Origin of the sequence: Pseudomonas sp. (genome assembly GCF_030684895.1) — a bacterium.
In the GTDB taxonomy this organism is placed as follows: domain Bacteria; phylum Pseudomonadota; class Gammaproteobacteria; order Pseudomonadales; family Pseudomonadaceae; genus Aquipseudomonas.
Map to the genome: position 1 here is coordinate 135179 of NZ_JAUXXP010000059.1, position 17600 is coordinate 152778.

Annotated in this window: 20 protein-coding genes; 2 read left to right on the top strand and 18 right to left on the bottom strand. The window is 59.4% G+C overall.

The window, feature by feature from the left end:
• The first annotated feature begins 19 nt into the window (after positions 1 to 19).
• Both Q8M42_RS14015 and Q8M42_RS14020 read left to right on the top strand, forming a co-directional pair.
• On the top strand, positions 20 to 406 hold the full coding sequence (locus tag Q8M42_RS14015) for a MerR family transcriptional regulator (RefSeq protein ID WP_304864619.1): 387 nt from the start codon (positions 20 to 22) through the stop codon (positions 404 to 406).
• 85 nt (positions 407 to 491) lie between these two features.
• Entirely contained in the window at positions 492 to 1247 is a 756-nt protein-coding gene (locus tag Q8M42_RS14020; protein WP_304864621.1) for an ABC transporter substrate-binding protein, read from the top strand.
• 10 nt (positions 1248 to 1257) lie between these two features.
• On the opposite strand, the gene Q8M42_RS14025 is transcribed toward Q8M42_RS14020, so the two are convergent.
• From Q8M42_RS14025 to Q8M42_RS14110, 18 genes are all read right to left on the bottom strand, one after another.
• Positions 1258 to 2052: an amidohydrolase gene (locus Q8M42_RS14025; protein WP_304864623.1), complete on the bottom strand. Its 795-nt coding sequence runs from the start codon at positions 2050 to 2052 to the stop codon at positions 1258 to 1260.
• Complete coding sequence (locus Q8M42_RS14030; RefSeq protein ID WP_304864625.1) at positions 2040 to 3188, bottom strand: pyridoxal phosphate-dependent aminotransferase; 1149 nt, start codon at positions 3186 to 3188, stop codon at positions 2040 to 2042. Before Q8M42_RS14030 ends, Q8M42_RS14025 begins: the two co-directional genes overlap by 13 nt.
• Positions 3189 to 3308: 120 nt before the next feature.
• Entirely contained in the window at positions 3309 to 4781 is a 1473-nt protein-coding gene (gene der, locus Q8M42_RS14035; protein WP_160085283.1) for a ribosome biogenesis GTPase Der, read from the bottom strand.
• Between the two features lie 128 nt (positions 4782 to 4909).
• Positions 4910 to 6061, bottom strand: a complete 1152-nt coding sequence (gene bamB, locus Q8M42_RS14040) for an outer membrane protein assembly factor BamB (protein WP_304864903.1) — start codon at positions 6059 to 6061, stop codon at positions 4910 to 4912.
• Positions 6054 to 6635 carry a tetratricopeptide repeat protein gene (locus Q8M42_RS14045; protein ID WP_304864904.1) on the bottom strand — a complete coding sequence of 194 codons (582 nt, stop codon included), beginning with the start codon at positions 6633 to 6635 and terminating at the stop codon, positions 6054 to 6056. The genes bamB and Q8M42_RS14045 overlap by 8 nt, the downstream gene beginning before the upstream one ends.
• A 100-nt stretch (positions 6636 to 6735) precedes the next feature.
• Entirely contained in the window at positions 6736 to 8025 is a 1290-nt protein-coding gene (hisS, locus tag Q8M42_RS14050; RefSeq protein WP_304864630.1) for a histidine--tRNA ligase, read from the bottom strand.
• Positions 8026 to 8043: 18 nt separating this feature from the next.
• Complete coding sequence (gene ispG / locus Q8M42_RS14055; protein WP_304864634.1) at positions 8044 to 9153, bottom strand: flavodoxin-dependent (E)-4-hydroxy-3-methylbut-2-enyl-diphosphate synthase; 1110 nt, start codon at positions 9151 to 9153, stop codon at positions 8044 to 8046.
• Position 9154: 1 nt separating this feature from the next.
• The gene (locus tag Q8M42_RS14060) at positions 9155 to 10126 is read right to left on the bottom strand and encodes a RodZ family helix-turn-helix domain-containing protein (RefSeq protein WP_304864636.1); all 972 of its coding nucleotides are present in this window, start codon (positions 10124 to 10126) and stop codon (positions 9155 to 9157) included.
• On the bottom strand, positions 10126 to 10884 hold the full coding sequence (gene pilW, locus Q8M42_RS14065) for a type IV pilus biogenesis/stability protein PilW (protein ID WP_304864639.1): 759 nt from the start codon (positions 10882 to 10884) through the stop codon (positions 10126 to 10128). The genes Q8M42_RS14060 and pilW overlap by 1 nt, the downstream gene beginning before the upstream one ends.
• 13 nt (positions 10885 to 10897) lie before the next feature.
• Positions 10898 to 12046 carry a 23S rRNA (adenine(2503)-C(2))-methyltransferase RlmN gene (gene rlmN, locus Q8M42_RS14070; protein ID WP_304864642.1) on the bottom strand — a complete coding sequence of 383 codons (1149 nt, stop codon included), beginning with the start codon at positions 12044 to 12046 and terminating at the stop codon, positions 10898 to 10900.
• 23 nt (positions 12047 to 12069) lie between these two features.
• Entirely contained in the window at positions 12070 to 12501 is a 432-nt protein-coding gene (ndk, locus tag Q8M42_RS14075) for a nucleoside-diphosphate kinase (protein ID WP_275961023.1), read from the bottom strand.
• Between the two features lie 94 nt (positions 12502 to 12595).
• On the bottom strand, positions 12596 to 12796 hold the full coding sequence (gene iscX / locus Q8M42_RS14080; RefSeq protein WP_304864644.1) for a Fe-S cluster assembly protein IscX: 201 nt from the start codon (positions 12794 to 12796) through the stop codon (positions 12596 to 12598).
• A gap of 14 nt (positions 12797 to 12810) precedes the next feature.
• A complete protein-coding gene (gene fdx / locus Q8M42_RS14085; protein WP_304864647.1) occupies positions 12811 to 13152 on the bottom strand; it encodes an ISC system 2Fe-2S type ferredoxin in 342 nt (113 codons plus the stop codon).
• 2 nt (positions 13153 to 13154) lie between these two features.
• Complete coding sequence (gene hscA, locus Q8M42_RS14090) at positions 13155 to 15020, bottom strand: Fe-S protein assembly chaperone HscA (protein ID WP_304864648.1); 1866 nt, start codon at positions 15018 to 15020, stop codon at positions 13155 to 13157.
• Between the two features lie 48 nt (positions 15021 to 15068).
• Positions 15069 to 15590, bottom strand: a complete 522-nt coding sequence (gene hscB / locus Q8M42_RS14095) for a co-chaperone HscB (RefSeq protein WP_304864651.1) — start codon at positions 15588 to 15590, stop codon at positions 15069 to 15071.
• 7 nt (positions 15591 to 15597) lie between these two features.
• Positions 15598 to 15921, bottom strand: coding sequence for an iron-sulfur cluster assembly protein IscA (gene iscA, locus Q8M42_RS14100; protein ID WP_090248639.1), 324 nt, complete (start codon positions 15919 to 15921; stop codon positions 15598 to 15600).
• A gap of 11 nt (positions 15922 to 15932) precedes the next feature.
• Positions 15933 to 16319, bottom strand: a complete 387-nt coding sequence (gene iscU / locus Q8M42_RS14105) for a Fe-S cluster assembly scaffold IscU (RefSeq protein ID WP_040261926.1) — start codon at positions 16317 to 16319, stop codon at positions 15933 to 15935.
• Positions 16320 to 16366: 47 nt separating this feature from the next.
• Entirely contained in the window at positions 16367 to 17581 is a 1215-nt protein-coding gene (locus Q8M42_RS14110; protein ID WP_304864662.1) for an IscS subfamily cysteine desulfurase, read from the bottom strand.
• Positions 17582 to 17600 lie beyond the last annotated feature (19 nt).

Consider the following 17600-nt stretch of genomic DNA (forward strand, 5'->3'; position numbering starts at 1 on the left):
ACAGTCAAGCGGGATTTCCATGCGTATTGGTGAACTGGAAAAACGCAGCGGCGCTAGCCGCCACACTCTTCGCTACTACGAAAGCCTGGGGCTGATCAGCGCCCTGCGGCGCGACAATAATTACCGCGAATACAGCCCACAGACCTTGACCGACCTGGGCTTTATCCAACAGGCGCAGGGCATGGGTTTCTCCCTTGGCGAGATCGGCGAAATCCTCAAAGCGCGACGCGAGCAACAACTGGACTGCGCCCAGGGCGCGGCACTGGTCAGCCGCAAACTGATTGAAGTAGAGCAAAAGATTGCCGACCTGCAGCAGCTGCGCGACTTTCTGCGCAGCGAGAAGCTGCGCCTGGAGGCCAGCGCGGCCGAACAAGCGGCCATACACATGGCCATGGCGACGCGCTGAATCGGCTCGGTTATTAGACCAAGTGCACGGCGATCATTCGGACAACATCTACACTGCAAAAAATCGATCGCAGGAGCATCTGACCATGCGTTCACTGACACACTGGATGTGCGCCCTCACCCTGCCACTGCTGTTCGCCTGCAGCGCAAATAGTCTGGCGGCCACCGTGGTCATGGCTTTCGGTGAAAAGATTCCGCCCTTCTGCTTTCCGGAAAGCGACAGCGGTATCGAGCTGGAAGTGATTGGCGAAGCCCTGGCGTTTCGCGGCCACACACTCGAACCCCGCTACTTTCCCCTGGCCCGCGTGCCCTTGGCGTTTCGCAGAGGTGAAGTAGATGCAGCCATGACCGACCTGGGCCAGGACCTTGCTGCGGCCGGTGGCCACTACGGCAACCCGGCGGTGATCTACTCCAACGTGTTTGTTAGCCTGCAAGGCCGGCGCTTCGACATCCAGAAGCCCGAGGACATCAAGGGCCTTAGCATCGTGGCCTTCCAGGGCGCGGCCCAGCGCTATCCCGAATGGTTGGCCGCCAGCCAGAAAGATGGCCTGTACTTCGAGCAGAACAACCAGGAGCTGCAGGTGCTGGGCTTGAACAAGGGCCGCTACGATCTGGTGCTGAGTGATCGCAGCATCTATCGCTACTTTGAACTGCTGCTCGAACGCACCACCCTGTTCAAGGCCAAAACCATCGCCATGCATCAGTTTGTCGAGGAAGACCCGCAGAACTACCGACCGGTATTTCGCGACCCGCAGATCCGCGACGATTTCAATGCGGGTCTTGCTCAGCTCAAGGCCAGCGGGCGCTATCAGGCGATCTACGACCACTACCTAAAGCAGTAACGGTCGTCCATCAGTCAGCCAGGGTAAAAGCATCCGCATCGCGATAAGCCGGGAACCGCTCACGGTAAGCGGCCAACTCCGAGGCATTGAGGGTTACCCGAAATACGCCACCCGCCGCCCCAGGCTCCAGCAGCGCCTCGCCCTGAAAATCCAGCACCTGACTATCGCCGCTATAGGCGTTGCCCTTGCCGTCCTCGCCGATGCGGTTAACCGCCGCGACATAGCAGAGGTTTTCGATGGCCCGTGCTGGCAACAGGCGATTCCAGTGATTGCGCCGCGCGGCTGGCCAGTTGGCGGTGTAGAGCAACAGGTCGGTGCTCTGTGGGTCGCGACTCCATACCGGGAAACGCAGGTCGTAGCAGATCAGCGGACGCACCTGCCAGCCTTTGACCTCCAGCAGCACCTGCTCAGTGCCTGCGCTGTAGTGCTTGTGCTCGCCGGCCATGCGGAACAGATGGCGCTTGTCATAGTGCGCGATGGAACCATCCGGGCGCGCCCAGAGTAGACGGTTGCGATAAGAACCATTGGCGGCCTGGATAATCAGGCTGCCGGTGACCACCGCCTGCAACGTCTGCGCCTGCTCACGCAGCCACTGGCTGGTGGGGCCATCTTCGGGCTCGGCCAGGGCGGCGGAGTCCATGGAAAAACCGGTACTGAACATCTCCGGCAGCAGGATCAGGTCTGCACCGCGCGCCTGCTCGAGTAGGGATGCGAAATGCGCGCGATTGGCGGCCGCGTCCTGCCAGACCAGGGTGGTCTGGATCAGGGCCAGCTCGAGGTCGGGCAATAGACTTAGATCGCGCATAGTTTGTCCGCCGCCTGGCGCAGGGTTTCTTCACGCTTGGCAAAGCAGAAGCGCACCAGGCGCAGATCCTTGGGTGGTGTCTGGTAGAACACCGACACCGGAATGGCCGCCACGCCGTGCTCGCGGGTCAGCCATTCGGCCATGGCCACATCATTCAGATCGTTGCGAATGGCCGTGCAATCGACCAGCTGGAAATAAGTGCCCGCAGCACGGGTAAAGCTAAAGCGCGAGCCGGCCAGCAGGTCGCAGAACAGATCGCGCTTGGCCTGGTAGAACGCTGGCAGCTCCTCGACGTGCTCGGGATGCTCGGCCATATAGTCGGCCAACGCCCACTGCAGCGGCGTCACGCCGCAGAAGCTGACGTACTGATGGACCTTGCGCAGCTCGGCTGAGAGCGCCGGCGGCGCCACCACATAACCGGTCTTCCAGCCGGTGACGTGGTAGGTCTTGCCAAACGAGCTGACCACAAAAGCGCGCTGATACAACTCGTCATGGGCGAGGATGCTGGCGTGCTGGACGCCATCGAATACCAGATGCTCGTAGACCTCATCGCTGATCAGGTAGATATCACGCTCGCGGATCAACGCCGCCAACTGGTCCAGCTCAGCGCGGGAGATCAGCGCGCCGCTGGGGTTGTGCGGGCTGTTGAGGATGATCAGGCGAGTCTTGTCGCTGAGCGCATCCTGCAGGCGCTGCCAGTCGATGGCGAAACCCGGCAAGGCCAGCGGCACATGCACACAGCGCCCACCGGCCAGCTCCACTGAAGGCTCATAGCTGTCGTAGCTGGGATCGAAGACGATCACTTCGTCGCCCGGCTGAATCAGCGCCTGCACTGCACAGAAGATCGCCTGGGTCGCCCCTGGGGTGATGGTGATCTCGCTGTCGACGCTGACCGCACGCCCATAGCTGCGGGCGATCTTCGCCGCCACCTGCTCACGCAGCGCTGGCAAGCCAGTCATCGGCGCGTACTGGTTATGCCCGGCGGCAATATGCCGGCCGACCGCATCACGCAATGCCTGCGGACCATCGAAATCCGGGAAGCCCTGGGACAGATTTAAAGCACCTGCTTCCATAGCCAGCTGCGACATGCGGGTAAAGATGGTGGTGCCGACATTCGGCAACTTGCTGATGATCATCGAGGCAATATTCCTGGGCCAAGCGCCGGACTTGAACGCTATTGATGGCGCAGAATAGCCCAACACCCAGAAACGCAAAAGGCACCCGAAGGTGCCTTTATAGAGCGTTTAAACCCAAGCTTAGCGCTTGTCTTTGCGCTTCTTCTCGGCCTTCTTGTGGTGGCTCATCAGACGACGCTTCTTGTTCACCTGACGATCGGTGAGGGTATTTTTGTTGCCCTCATACGGGTTATCGCCCCCCTTGAACTCGATACGGATCGGCGTACCAACCAGTTTGAGCACACGGCGGTAAGTGTTTTCCAAGTAACGGATATAGGACTTGGGCACCGCCTCGACCTGGTTGCCGTGAATCACGATCAGCGGCGGGTTAGCGCCACCCAGGTGGGCATAGCGCAACTTGATGCGGCGATTGTTGACCATGGGCGGCGCGTGATCGCTGACGGCGTCTTCAAGAATCGTAGTCAGACGGTTGGTCGGCCAGCGGGTAATCGCCGACTTGAACGAAGCCTGCACCGACTTGTACAGGTTGCCCACGCCGGTGCCGTGCAGTGCCGAGATAAAGTGAATATCGGCGAAGTCGACGAAGAACAGTCGACGTTGCAGCTCGACCTTCACGTAATCGCGTTCGCTTGGCTCCATGCCGTCCCATTTGTTCAGAGCGATTACCAGCGCGCGGCCGCTTTCCAATACGAAGCCAAGCAGGTTTAGGTCATGGTCAACCACGCCTTCGCGAGCGTCCATAACGAACACCACGACGTTGGAGTCCTGGATCGCCTGCAGGGTTTTCACCACCGAGAACTTTTCCACCGCCTCGAAGATCTTGCCGCGGCGACGCACGCCGGCGGTGTCAATCAGGGTGTACTTCTCGTCATCGCGCTCGAACGGGATGTAGATGCTGTCGCGGGTGGTGCCGGCCTGGTCATAGACGATAACCCGCTCTTCGCCGAGCATGCGGTTGACCAAGGTCGACTTGCCGACGTTAGGTCGGCCGATGATCGCCAGCTTGATCCCGTCTTTCTCGCTCGGACCGGGAATGCGCTTGGCTTCCTGACCTTCGAGAACAATTTCCTCTTCCTCGCCCTCTTCCGGCTCGGTGGCATCCTTGGGGAAGGAGCCGAGCACGGCTTCAAGCATCTGGGTGATGCCACGACCGTGAGCACCGGCAATCGCCAGGGACTCGCCCATGCCCATGCTGGAGAACTCAGCGCGGGCCAAGTCGGCGTCGATGTTGTCGACCTTGTTGATCACCAGGAAGCTGCGTTTGTTACGCCGACGCAGGTGCTCGCCGATCATCTGATCGGAAGCAGACAACCCGGCGCGCGCATCCACCAGAAACAACACCGCATCGGCTTCTTCGATGGCCTGCAGCGACTGCTCGGCCATTTTCGCGTCAATGCCTTCCTCGTCACCGGAAATACCCCCGGTGTCGATGACGATATAGGTTCGCCCCTGCCACTTGGCCTCGCCGTACTGGCGATCACGGGTCAGACCAGACAGGTCGCCGACAATCGCGTCACGGGACTTGGTCAAGCGGTTAAACAGGGTGGACTTGCCAACGTTCGGGCGGCCCACCAGGGCAATTACGGGAACCATTAGGCTCTCCACTTCGTTATTTCAGAAAATACAAAAGCCGCTGCAGGGGCAGCGGCCGGAATTCATTGCGCTGGCTATGCTGCACAGCCCTGAGTGCTGTGCAGCATAGCCAAAGCGTCAGCAGGCGATCACTTGATGGTCAGGGCCACCAGATTACCGCCGTTGCCGTAGGCATACAGCCAATCACCCACGACCAGCGGACGGGCACGCAGTCCGTCGCTGTCGATACGCGTGCGACCGACGAAGCGACCATCCACCTGGCTGACCAAGTGCAGGTAGCCTTCGAGGTCACCAAACGCGATATAGCTGGAGAACACTTCAGGAGCCGACAACTGGCGACGAGCCAGAGCATCGTTGCTCCACAAGGCCGAAGCCGAACGCTCGTCGATACCTTCAACGGTACCGCTGGCCAGGCTTACGTAAACACTGCCGTAACCCTGGGCCACACCGACCGAACTGGACGCTTCACGCTGCCAGAGGATACGCCCGCTTTCCAGATCCAGCGCGGCAACGCGGCCCTGGTAGCTGACGGCGTAGAGGGTGCCTGCCGAAAGCAGCAGGCCGCCGTCGATATCGACCACGCGATCCAGCTCGGAACGGCCCTGTGGAATAGCCACACGCTGTTCCCAGACCGGAATACCGCGCTGAGCATCCAGCGCAATCACCTTGCCGGTGGACAGGCCGGCAATCGCCAGGCGGTTGGTCAGTACCGGGCTGCCAGTGCCGCGCAGGGTCAGTACCGCCGGGGTATTTTCAAAGATCCAGCGCTGCTCGCCGGTGTTTATGTCCAGAGCGATCAGGCGGTCATCCTGAGTCTGTACCAGCACCACATCGCCGTTCAGCGCAGGCGGAGCCAGCACTTCACTGGTCACGCGGGCGCGCCACTTTTCTTCACCGTTAGCGGTGTCGAGCGCGACGATCTCGCCTTTCAGCGTGCCAACCACCACCAGACCATAACCAGCGGCAACTGCGCCGGAAACCGGCAGTTCCAGGTCAGCTTTCCAGATGACCTTACCGGTCATACGGTCCATGGCTACGACCAGACCTTCGACGTCGGCAGCATAGATCTGCTCACCATCAATCGCCGGTACCAGCATGTTAAAGGACTCGCCCTGGCCGTCGCCAATCGAGCGACTCCATTGTTTCTGCAGACTGACTTCTTCCTCGAACTTGGGCAGATCAGCCGGTGGCAGTTCCTTCTTGCTATTGCTGCTGCAACCTACGGCCAGAACGGCCAGGGCCAGCAGTGCGGCATTCTTCCAGCGCATCACGTCACGCATCCCCTTTTGCCAGATCATCCAGCTTCATTTGCAGACCACCGACAGCGGCATCTTCAGACAACGCAGCCTTGGCTTTTTCGTAGGCGGCATGCGCATCGTCGGCACGGCCGAGTTGCACCAGCAGGTCACCCTTGAGTTCTTCACGGCTGGCGGCAAAGGCCGGTGCAACCTTGGCATCCAGCAATTTCAGGGCATCTTCGGCCTTGTCCTGCGCAGCGAGCACGCGCGCCAGGCGCTGACGGGCCAGCTCAGCCAGGCTGTCATCAGCCGGCTTGTCGACAATCGCCTGCAGTTCGCTGGCCGCGTCATCCAACTTGCCTGCTTCAACCGCGACCTTGGCGACAAACAGACTGCCGTACTGGGCGTAATGAGTGCCGGAAAAATCTTTTTTCAGCGTATTGGCCAGCTCGGCGACCTTGCCGGCGTCAGGCTTGCCGCTTGGGTCCAGCGCAGCTTCGAGCAATTGCTGATACACCAGCGAAGCACCCTGGGACTGATTAGCCTGGTACTTCTGCCAGCCCTGCCAGCCAAACACCACCACCAACGCCAGCACAACACCGGTCAGTAATGGCATGCCATTGCGCTGCCACCAGTCCTTGATTACTGCCAGTTCTTCATCATCAGTACGCGAAACCACCCCAACACTCCTATTCGCTAAATCACTTAACAGACGCTCAGGCCTGATCGGCGCAGGTCGCCAGATGATCGGCCAATGCCGACCACGCAATACTTTGTTGTTCACCCTGACCGCGCAGCGGCTTGCAACCTACCACTTGCTGGGCCAATTCGTCTTCACCCAAGATCAAGGCATACAGCGCGCCACTCTTGTCGGCTTTCTTGAACTGACTCTTGAAGCTACCCGCCCCGGCATTGACCTGCAGACGCAGGTTTGGCAGTTGATCACGCAGCCGCTCGCTCAAAGCCATCGCAGCCAATTCAGCCGGCTCGCCGAAGGCGCACAGATAGATGTCGACCGTACGGGCGATTTCAGCCGGTACTTTACCTAGAGTTTCGAGCAACAGCACCAACCGTTCGATGCCCATGGCAAAACCCACGCCTGGCGTCGGCTTGCCGCCCATCTGCTCGACCAGTCCATCGTAACGGCCGCCGGCGCAGACAGTGCCTTGGGAGCCGAGCTGGTCGGTTACCCACTCGAACACCGTCTTGCTGTAGTAATCCAGGCCACGCACCAGCTTGGGGTTGATCACGTACGGCACACCGGCCGCATCCAGACGGGCCTTGAGCCCCTCGAAATGCACGCGCGATTCTTCATCCAGGTAATCCGCCAGCTTTGGTGCATTGACCAGCAGGGCTTGGGTTTCCGGTACCTTGCTGTCGAGCACACGCAGTGGGTTGCTACCCATACGGCGACGACTGTCTTCATCCAACTGGTCGGCATGGGCGGTCAGGAACTCAACCAGCGCATCGCGATATACCGCGCGGGCGGCGCTGGTGCCCAGGCTGTTGAGCTCAAGCTTCACCGCATCGCGGATACCCAGCAGGCCCCACAGGCGCCAGGTCAGCACGATCAGCTCGGCGTCGATATCCGGGCCGTCGATATTGAAGACTTCCACACCGATCTGGTGAAACTGGCGATAACGGCCTTTCTGCGGACGCTCGTGACGGAACATCGGGCCGATATACCAGAGCTTCTGGGTCTGCCCACCGCCCGCCAGACCATGCTCAAGCACAGCGCGCACGCAGGCAGCAGTGCCTTCAGGACGCAGGGTCAGGGAATCACCATTGCGGTCGTCGAAGGTGTACATCTCTTTTTCAACGATGTCGGTGACTTCACCAATGGAGCGTTTGAACAGCTCGGTGAACTCAACGATCGGCATGCGAATCTGCCGATAGCCGTATCCATCCAACAGACTGGCGACCGCGCCTTCAAAATAACGCCAGAGCGGGGTCTGCTCGGGCAGGATATCGTTCATGCCACGAATGGCTTGCAGGGACTTGCTCAATTCAATTCCTTAACGGTGTTAGCTGCGCAGAATCAGAGCGGCGTCAGCTGCGACCTTGTCGGCCGCTTTCTGGCGGATCAGCTTTTCCAGCTCATCGACCAGGTTGTCATTGCCCAACTTGAGCGCCGGCTTGCCATCGATATAGATCAGATTGGGCGAGCCACCGGTCAGGCCGATATGGGCTTCCTTGGCTTCGCCAGGACCGTTGACCACACAACCGATCACCGCCACATCCAGCGGCACCAGCAGGTCTTCGACGCGCTGTTCCAGCTCGTTCATGGTTTTCACCACATCAAAGTTCTGCCGCGAACAGCTTGGACAGGCGATAAAGTTGATACCACGGGAGCGCAGGCGCAGCGATTTGAGGATGTCGTAGCCAACCTTGATCTCTTCAACAGGATCAGCGGCCAAGGAAATGCGGATGGTGTCGCCGATGCCTTCGGCCAACAGCATGCCCAGGCCAACCGCAGATTTGACCGTACCGGAGCGCAAACCCCCAGCCTCGGTAATACCCAGATGCAACGGTTGCTCAATCTGCTTGGCCAGCAAGCGATAGGCTTCGACGGCCATAAACACGTCGGAGGCCTTTACGCTGACCTTGAAGTCGGGAAAGTTCAGACGATCCAGATGCTCGACATGGCGCAGCGCTGACTCGACCAGCGCAGCAGGCGTAGGCTCGCCGTATTTCTTTTGCAGATCTTTTTCCAGCGAACCGGCGTTTACCCCGATACGAATCGGAATGCCTTTGTCGCGTGCCGCCTCGACCACCGCGCGTACGCGGTCTTCGCGGCCGATATTGCCCGGATTGATGCGCAGACAGTCGACACCAAGCTCAGCCACACGCAGGGCAATCTGGTAGTCGAAGTGGATATCGGCCACCAGCGGCACCTTGACCTGCAGCTTGATCTTGCCGAAGGCTTCGGCAGCATCCATATCCGGCACGGAAACCCGCACGATATCCGCGCCGGCATCTTCCAGACGACGAATCTGCGCCACGGTGGCGGCCACATCATTGGTGTCGCTGTTGGTCATGCTCTGCACGGCGATAGGCGCATCACCGCCTACCGGCACGGAACCCACCCAGATTTTGCGTGAAATACGGCGTTTGATCGGTGACTCGCAATGCATGTTACTGCCCACCCAACTTCAGACGCGCGGTCTCACCGGAGATAAAGGGCGCCACATCGACCGGATTGCCATTGAGACTGACCTGCACACCGCGGGCATAGCCCAGGCGCAGTTCCAGCGGAGCCTTACCGACCAACTGCAGGCTATCGCCTTTGCGCTTGAGCGCGCTGAACAACACCTTGCCATTGGCATCGGTTAGTTGCGTCCAGCAATCGGCAATAAAGGTCAGACTGACCAGCGCCTCGCCGGCAGCGGCCTGCACGGGCGCGGTTGCAACTGGCGTTGCGCTTACAGCCTCAGCGACAACGGGCACGGCATTCGCCGGAGTAGCGGGCGCGACCGGCACACTTGCCGTTTCAACAAGAGCTTGCAACTGTTCGGGTTGCGAGGTCACGGCTGTAGCCTCTGGCAACAGCGGCAATGCGGCTTCCGTATCCAGCTGGGCAGCTTCCACCGCCTGATCTTCCGGCTCATCCAGCGGGTGAATCTGCGTGGTGCCGTCGGCGCCATCGACTTCAACATGCTCGAGGCTGGTTGAAGCGAGGTCGCCGGCCCGACGCTCCGCCTGCTCCTGCCACCAGAAAAAACTAAACCCGGCCAGCGCCAGCAACAAGACAAAACTTACCATCCGCAAAATGCGCTGCGAGTAGCTTACCGGCTCCTCGATACGCCCCAAACTGTGCACACTGCTGCCGGCGGCGTCGCTGCCGGTAAACTGATCAAATTCCAGCACCAGACGGTTCTGATCCACTTCCAGCAACTTGGCATAAGCGCGCACATAGCCGCGAGCAAAGGTATGCCCTGGCAGCTTGTCGAAGGCCCCCTGCTCGACCTGGCTCAAACGCTGCGGCGTCAGATTCAACTGCGCGGCTACTTCGGCAATGGTCCAACCGCGGCCCTCACGAGCCTTGCGCAAAGTCTCACCCGGATTGATGCGGGGAACAGCTAGCACTTCTGAATGCACCGCTTTCATCATTGCTCCGACAGGTATTGCTGATATTCCGGCGTGCCCGGATAAAGTCGCTTCAACTGCAAACCGAGGCTCGCGGCATTGTCGCGCTCCTCGAAGATCTTCGCCAAACGCACGCCTAGCAGCAGGCTGCGGGCATCATGATTGGCTAGGGCTATATAGCTTTCGTAGTAGCTACGTGCCGGAACATACTGCTTGTCCTCATAAGACATCTGCGCCATTTCCATCAGGGCGCGAGGACGGCGGCTATTCAACCGTAGAGAGCGCTCGAAATAGGCTTTGGCCTGCTCACGCTGCTTGAGCTGCAACGAGGTCAGCCCGAGGTTTTCAAAAACCCGTGACCGTTCTGGGTAAAGCGTGTCCTGAGCCGCCTGGGTGTAGCGCTCAAAGGCTTCCGGATAACGCTGCTGCTCAAACAGGAAACCGCCATAGTTGTTCAACAACCGCGCATCGCCACTGCGCTGCGAAATAGCCTTACGAAAGTGCTCATCAGCCAACTTTGGCTCCATCTCAATCTGGAACACCAAGGCCAGAGCCGCATGTGCATCGGCATTCGAAGAGTCAAGCTCCAAAGCCTTTTTCAGTGGCACCTTGGCACGCTCAGTAGCCCCCTGTTGCAGATAGCCAATACCCAGCTGGACATAAGCATCGCGCGCTTCGTCGCGGCCCTTACCGGTTTTCATCGGATCGACATTACCGGTGGTAACGCAACCGGCTAACAGACTGGCGGCCAACAGCAATAACGCGGGACGCAAGGTCATGGATATCCTCCCCTCAGGTTCGATTGGCGGCGGAACTCGGCGTTTCGGCCTCGCTACTCAACTCACGCACAGCAATATAGCGCTCACTACGGCGGGTACGGTCCATAACCTGGCCAACCAGCTGACCACACGCCGCGTCAATGTCCTCACCGCGGGTGGTGCGTACGGTGACATTGTGCCCGGCTTTGTGCAGCAGGTCTTGAAAACGGCGAATCGCATTGTTGCTTGGCCGCTCGTACCCCGAGTGGGGGAAGGGATTAAACGGAATCAGGTTGATCTTGCAAGGCACATCTTTGAGAAGTGCGATCATTTCCTCAGCGTGCTCGGTCTTATCGTTTACATCCTTGAGCAGGGTGTATTCGATTGTAAGCACACGTTTCTCACCAAGGCGCGAGACATAACGCTTACAGGCCGCCAGTAGCATTTCCAGCGGGTACTTCTTGTTGATCGGCACCAACTGGTTGCGCAGCGCATCGTTCGGCGCATGCAACGACAAAGCCAGGGATACATCGATCACTTCGCCAAGCTTGTCGATCATCGGCACCACGCCCGAGGTCGACAACGTCACCTTGCGCTTGGAGATGCCATAGCCGAGGTCGTCCATCATGATTTTCATGGCGGCGACCACGTTGTCGAAATTCAGCAGCGGCTCGCCCATACCCATCATCACCACGTTGGTGATGGCACGGTCGACCTTCGCCGGCACGCTACCGAACGACTTGTTGGCGATCCACACCTGGCCGATCACTTCGGCGGCGCTGAGATCGCTGTTGAAACCTTGCTTGCCAGTCGAGCAGAAACTGCAATCCAGCGCACAGCCGGCCTGCGACGACACACACAAGGTGCCACGCGTGCCCTGGGGGATATACACGGTTTCAACACAACTGCCTGACGCCACCCGCACTACCCACTTGCGCGTGCCATCAGTGGAAATATCTTCGCTGACCACTTCCGGGCCGCGGATTTCAGCACAGGCCTTGAGCTTTTCGCGCAAGACCTTGCTGACATTACTCATGGCATCAAAATCATCGACGCCAAAGTGGTGAATCCATTTCATCATCTGACCGGCACGGAAACGCTTTTCCCCGATGCTTTCGAAGAATTGCTCCATCTCTGCCTGGGTCAGACCCAGCAGATTGATTTTACCGGTAGCTTCAGTCATGGCTTCACCCTCACCCGATTCGCTTAGCGAATACGTGCGCAAACTTCGGTGGAAGCGAAGAAGTAAGCGATTTCACGGGCAGCAGAGGCTTCCGAATCGGAACCGTGAACAGCGTTTTCGTCGATGGAAACCGCGAAATCAGCACGAATGGTGCCGGCAGCAGCTTCTTTAGGGTTGGTAGCGCCCATCAGATCACGGTTAGCCAGAACAGCGTTTTCGCCTTCCAGAACCTGAACAATAACCGGACCGGAGGTCATGAACGCAACCAGATCCTTGAAGAAACCGCGCTCGCTGTGCTCAGCGTAAAAGCCAGCAGCCTCGCGCTCGGACAGTTGAACCATTTTCGAAGCAACGACGCGCAGGCCAGCTTTTTCGAAGCGGCTGGTGATCTCGCCAATTACATTCTTGGCAACGGCATCAGGCTTGATGATGGAGAAAGTGCGTTGAACAGCCATGTGAAACTCCAGAAACAGTGATTAAAGCGAAAAATTAAACCCGCGAATTATACGCGGGTTCCGGTTAAATGCGTAGGCCAGGCCAAAAGGCTGACTAATCCGCCTCTTCGATCCAGGCCGCCTGAATGGCCTCAAGCACCTTCTCACCGCCGCGCTGCGGATCGTCACTGAACTCCGGCAACGCCAGAATCCACTTATGCAGATCGACAAAGTTCACGTAGCGAGGATCTACCTCAGGCTTGGACTCAGCCAACTGAATGGCGATTTCCAGCACATCAGCCCACTTCAGACTCATAACAGCTCCCGGAATCAGTGCGGCGCTTCGGCGGCGTGGTTGAGCGAGTACTTGGGAATTTCCACGGTCAGGTCTTCATTACCCACAATAGCCTGGCAGGACAACCGCGATTGCGCCTCCAACCCCCAGGCCTTGTCGAGCATGTCCTCTTCCAGCTCATCGGCCTCAGCCAGTGAGTCGAATCCCTCACGAATGATGCAGTGACAGGTGGTGCAGGCGCAGACACCGCCGCAGGCACTTTCGATCTCGATATGGTGCTCATGCGCCACCTCAAGCACCGAAGTACCCGGCGCAACCTCGACCACCAGCCCCTCCGGACACAGCACAGCGTGAGGCAGAAAAATGATCTGCGGCATGCTTATTCCTCAATCTCATCAAGACTACGACCGGCCAGTGCGGCCTTGACCGTGGCATCCAGACGACGCGCAGCAAAAGCATCAGTCACCTGGGTCAAACGTTTGGTTTGCTGCTCAATCGCCAGGCCATCATTGCCGGCCATCAAGTCACGCAACTGCTCTATCTGCGCATCGATGGCCAGGCGCTCATCGGCATCCAGCAAGCGCTCGCCATCGGCCAGCAACGCGGCTTCGACTGCTTCCAGCAAACGCTGAGCGTCGACCTGTTGCTCACGCAGCACACGGGCAACCTTGTCGTCGCCGGCGTTCTTGAACGAATCCTGCAGCATGCGGGCGATTTCGCCATCGGTCAGCCCATAGGACGGCTTGACCTGGATACTCGCCTCGACACCAGACGCCAGCTCGCGTGCTGCGACGCTGAGCAAACCGTCGGCATCGACCTGGAAGGTCACGCGAATCTTCGCCGCGCCGGCGACCATCGGCGGAATACCGCGCAATTCAAAACGCGCAAGAGAACGACAATCGCTGATCAGCTCGCGCTCGCCCTGCAGCACATGCACCATCATGGCCGTCTGGCCATCTTTATAGGTGGTGAAGTCCTGGGCGCGCGCCACGGGAATGGTGGTGTTGCGCGGGATTACCTTCTCCATCAGCCCACCCATGGTTTCCAGGCCGAGCGACAGGGGAATCACATCCAGCAGCAACAACTCTTCGCCATCGCCGCGCTTGTTACCCGCCAGGGCATCGGCCTGGATCGCCGCACCGATGGCCACCACCTGATCCGGATCGATATCGGTCAACGGCTCACGGGCGAACAACTCGGCGACCGCCTGGCGCACGCGCGGCACACGGGTGGAACCGCCAACCATAACCACGGCCTCAACCTCATCCAGCTCAATGCCGGCATCACGCACCGCACGGCGACAGGCCTTGAGGCTGCGCGCCAGCATCGGTTCGATAAGCGCATCGAACTGCTCACGACTCAATTGCCCTGCCCAGCCGGCATAACTGAGCGGCGCACTGGCACTCTCGGTCAGCGCTTCTTTGGCGGCACAGGCGGCTTCCAGCAACAGACGCTGCTGAGCTGGATCTAGATCAGAGGAAATCCCGGCCTGCTGCACAATCCAGCCGGCAATCGCGTGGTCGAAGTCATCACCACCCAGCGCGCTGTCGCCGCCAGTGGCCAACACCTCAAACACACCGCCGGTCAGGCGCAGCACGGAAATATCGAAGGTGCCGCCGCCCAGGTCATAAATGGCGACCACACCCTCGGCGTGCTGATCCAGGCCATAGGCCACGGCGGCGGCGGTCGGCTCATTGAGCAGACGCAGCACATTCAGCCCGGCCAGGCGCGCAGCATCCTTGGTGGCCTGGCGCTGCGAATCGTCGAAGTAAGCTGGCACGGTGATGACCGCACCCACCAGCTCACCCCCGAGGGTCGCTTCGGCACGCTGACGCAGCACCTTGAGGATATCGGCAGAGACCTCGACCGGGCTTTTCGGACCCTGCACCGTTTCGATAAACGGCATATGCGATTCGCCACCGACAAAGCGGTATGGCAGCTGCTCACCGAGCTGCTTGACGTCGGCCAAACCGCGCCCCATCAGGCGCTTGACCGACAGCACAGTATTCAGCGGATCGCCCGATGCGGCCGCCTTGGCGACCTCACCCACCTCAACACGGTCGGCGTGATAGCGCACAGCGGACGGCAGAATAACCTGCCCGAACGCATCGGCCAGCGGTGCGGAGAGGCCGCTCCGCACGGCGGCGACCAGCGAATTGGTGGTGCCCAGATCAATCCCCACCGCCAGTCGACGCTGGTGTGGCTGGGGGCTTTGTCCGGGCTCAGCGATCTGCAGTAAGGCCATGGTTAATCAGTGCTTAGTATCAGGCGCGCCGCAACAGGCGCCCCAGCGTTAATCGTCGAGGCGCTCTTCCAGCTGGCGGACCTCGTGAGAGAGCTTGTCGAGAAACTGCATGCGACGCATCAGGCGCTCGGCCTCTTCGCGTCGCGAGGCATCATCCCAACAAACGGCAAAACTTTCGTTGAGCTCATCCTGAGCCACCTTCAAACGCCGCTTGAACTGCGCCACACCCGCCAGGTCTGCACTGTCGTGCAGATCCTCCAGCTCTTCGCGCAGCTGCATTTGCTGCAGCAGGAAATCCGGATCCTGCACCGTCACTTCCAGCGGCAGCTCGGGACCGCGTAACGCCAGCAAATAGCGGGCACGCTGCGGCGCACTCTTGAGCGTGCTGTAAGCCTCGTTGAGGCTGGCGGAGTGCTCGAGAGCCAGGCGCTGATCACGCGCGGATGCATCGGCAAAGCGGTCCGGATGGACATTGCGCGCCAGCTCGCGATAACGCACGGCTAGCTGATCAAGATCCAGGCGGAAGCTTGGCTGCAGGTCAAATAAAGCAAAGTGACAAGGACTGCCCACACGCGCCTCAGATATTGAAGCTTTCGCCGCAGCCACATTCGCCGCGCACGTTCGGGTTGTTGAACTTGAAACCTTCGTTCAACCCTTCCTTGACGAAGTCGAGCTCGGTGCCATCGAGGTAAACCAGGCTCTTGGGATCAATGATCACCTTGACGCCATGGTTCTCGAACACCTGATCTTCGCTGGCGGCCTCATCGACAAACTCCAGCACATAGGCCAAGCCGGAACAGCCCGTGGTGCGCACACCCAGGCGAATACCTTCGCCCTTGCCGCGCCCTTCAAGCGAGCGACGTACGTGCTGAGCGGCAGCTTCGGTCATGCTGATAGCCATCGACAACCTCCTTAGAGCAAGCCTTTCTTCTGCTTGTAATCGCGTACAGCGGCCTTGATGGCATCTTCGGCGAGTACCGAGCAGTGAATTTTCACCGGTGGCAGAGCCAATTCCTCGGCCAGCTGGGTGTTCTTGATGGTTTCTGCTTCGTCCAGGGTCTTGCCCTTCATCCACTCGGTAGCGAGGGAGCTGGAGGCGATCGCCGAACCGCAACCGTAGGTCTTGAACTTGGCGTCTTCAATCACGCCCTGCTCGTTGACCTTGATCTGCAGACGCATCACGTCACCGCAAGCCGGCGCGCCGACCATGCCAGTGCCGACGTCCGGGTCTTCCGCATCCATCTTGCCGACGTTGCGCGGGTTTTCGTAATGGTCAATGACCTTTTCACTGTAAGCCATGCTGGTATTCCTTCCTCATCAGAGAGCCGCTCTTGCTTGGCGACTACTTAGTGCGCCGCCCACTCGATCTTGGAGATGTCGACACCGTCTTTGTACATATCCCACAGCGGCGACAATTCGCGCAGCTTGGTCACCGCCTCGCACACTTTCTGCGCGGCGTAATCGACTTCTTCATCAGTGGTGAAGCGGCCGAAGGTAAAGCGGATGGAGCTGTGTGCCAGTTCGTCATTGCGGCCCAGGGCGCGCAATACATAGGACGGCTCTAGCGAAGCCGAGGTACAGGCCGAACCGGACGAAACCGCCAGATCCTTGAGCGCCATGATCAGCGACTCACCCTCAACGTAGTTGAAGCTGAGGTTGAGGTTGTGCGGTACACGGGCGACCATGCTGCCATTGATGTACAGCTCTTCCAGACCATCGACCTGTTTGAAGAAGCGCTCACGCAGGGCCAGGATGCGCTGGTTTTCCTGGGTCATTTCTTCCTTGGCAATGCGGAACGCCTCACCCATGCCGACGCATTGGTGGGTCGCCAGAGTGCCGGAACGCATGCCACGCTCATGACCACCGCCATGGGTCTGGGCTTCCAGACGCACACGTGGCTTACGGCGCACGAACAACGCACCGACGCCTTTCGGGCCATAGGTCTTGTGCGCGGAGAAGGACATCAGATCGACCTTGAGCGACTCCAGATCAATCGCCACCTTGCCGGTGGACTGCGCCGCATCAACATGCAAGAACACGCCGCGTGAGCGGGTCAGTTCACCGATAGCCGCGATGTCGTTGATCGTGCCGATTTCGTTGTTCACGTGCATGACCGACACCAGAATGGTGTCCTCACGCAGCGCCGCCTCGATCATGGCCGGAGTAATCAGGCCGTCTTCACCAGGCTCGATGTAGGTCACTTCGAAGCCTTCGCGCTCAAGTTGGCGCATGGTATCCAGCACGGCTTTGTGCTCGATCTTCGAGGTGATCAGGTGCTTGCCTTTGCTCTTGTAGAAGTCTGCGATGCCCTTGATCGCCAGGTTGTTGGATTCGGTAGCACCGGAGGTCCAGACAATCTCACGCGGGTCAGCATTGACCAGCTCAGCCACTTGGCGGCGAGCGTTTTCCACCGCTTCTTCAGCCTTCCAGCCAAACACGTGGGAGCGCGAAGCCGGATTGCCGAAATTGCCGTCGACAAGCAGGCATTCGCTCATTTTTTGCGCAACACGCGGGTCAACCGGCGTGGTGGCGGAATAATCGAGGTAAATCGGCAACTTCATCAATTCTCTCCTAATCAGG